Origin of the sequence: Candidatus Magnetaquicoccus inordinatus (assembly GCF_004217665.1) — a bacterium.
In the GTDB taxonomy this organism is placed as follows: domain Bacteria; phylum Pseudomonadota; class Magnetococcia; order Magnetococcales; family Magnetaquicoccaceae; genus Magnetaquicoccus; species Magnetaquicoccus inordinatus.
Genome location: NZ_RXIU01000425.1, coordinates 1 through 1,498, shown reverse-complemented (window position 1 = coordinate 1,498; position 1,498 = coordinate 1). Strand labels below are relative to the sequence as shown.

Below are 1,498 nucleotides of genomic sequence, written 5' to 3'. Positions count from 1 at the left end.
CTCTACCCCCATGGGGATGCTGTGCGGATTGGCGCAAAAAAGCGCGCCAATCCGCACAGCTTGCTTCCATTAGGCGCTTAAGCCGACGCAAAAAGCGCGTCGGCTTGTTGTGAAAAGCGCGCCAAAAGCACAAAACAAAACCCCAGAGGCTCCGCCTCTGGCCTCCGCCAGGGAGGTGCCCTCCCTGGACCCGCAATAGTTTTGGGTGGTGAATAGTTACCGAGAAACGCTCCTTGTTGGATTTTATGGATGGGGTGGAGTTGGCCGCCAACCGTTTCCGAATCACACAGACGGAGGAAAAGATCCGCATCTAAGGGATTCAAGGACAAGCCGCGCTCGAAAATGCAGACAAAACGGCTGGGAGAGTGGTTCGCGAAGCGATGCAGAAGATCGGTGGACAAAAACCAGAAGACCTTCCATTGTCCGACGATATTCGCCAAGTAAAGATCGGCATCAAACGGACCCATAAGGAATTCAAGAAGATGGACCAACCTTTTGCCATAGAGTCAAAACGGCGCAAGCCATCTGACAAAGGCTGAGGGAGGGAGAATAGCAAAAAGGCGGGGTGAGGGTTTGTTGTTGAGATTTTGTGAGGTTACTGGTAGTCTTAAACCAGTCAGTTCATCTTGTGTAGGAGGCCGCCGCCATGACCGCTATTACTTTTGATACGCTGAAGTTTGTGGAAACCCTCAAGGCATCCGGCTTTGACGAACCTCAAGCCAGAGGAATGGCCGCTGCCATCCAGGATGTGCAAAATTCCAACTTGGACGAGGTTGCCACTAGACAGGATCTTGAGATGGTCAAGATCGAACTGAAGCGCGACATCAAGGAACTTGAGCTCCGCATTTCTGCCGAGATAGCCCCCCTCAAATGGGGCATGGCTGTTTGTGTTGGTGGTGTCATCGCCCTGATTCTGAAATCCTTCTTTCCGCATTGAGCTATTCTACAGCTTCCGCATTAAACAGACCATTTTCGTGACGCCACGAAAATGGTCTTTTCATTTCTGACCTCCCCCACAGACTCTTGCACCTTCCCCTGCTAACATCTGTTATCCTGGACTTTAGAGCTTCAGTCATCCTGTCCAAGATCGTTTGATTTGTGGAAAGTGTGGTCTGCAGGTGAAAAAAAGTCGGTTTTGGGATACGTTGTCCGATGCGCAGGTTCAACCGGTCATTGTGATACCGTTTGGGGGTATGAATTTCCGGGAATTTGAGTCCCACCAATCGCGAACCCGGATGTGGGAGAAATAGCTTTGGAGCCCGGTTCGCACCAAACCGGCCGTCACTGTGCGATTAACGCGCCAAGGAGTGAAGTTGGCGAGTTGTCTGACTTGATATCCACCCAAGATGGTCAGGAGTTGTGGAAGTGCATAGGCAGCAAAGAGGATGTGTAGCGATTTGGCGAGAAATGTGATCCAATCAAATAGGGCGCAGGGGATGGGGCTACATCCTTTGCTGTCCATGGCGGTACTCCTGGAATCAGGGTGAATCCTGTTTCC

At 51.3% G+C, this 1,498-nt stretch carries 2 protein-coding genes; both read left to right on the top strand.

Annotation, left to right across the window (positions count from 1 at the left end):
• Positions 1–365: 365 nt before the first annotated feature.
• Positions 366–539 carry a hypothetical protein gene (locus EJP87_RS18125; protein ID WP_193771468.1) on the top strand — a complete coding sequence of 58 codons (174 nt, stop codon included), beginning with the start codon at positions 366–368 and terminating at the stop codon, positions 537–539.
• A gap of 107 nt (positions 540–646) precedes the next feature.
• Positions 647–937: a coiled-coil domain-containing protein gene (locus tag EJP87_RS16245; protein ID WP_130472890.1), complete on the top strand. Its 291-nt coding sequence runs from the start codon at positions 647–649 to the stop codon at positions 935–937.
• Positions 938–1,498 lie beyond the last annotated feature (561 nt).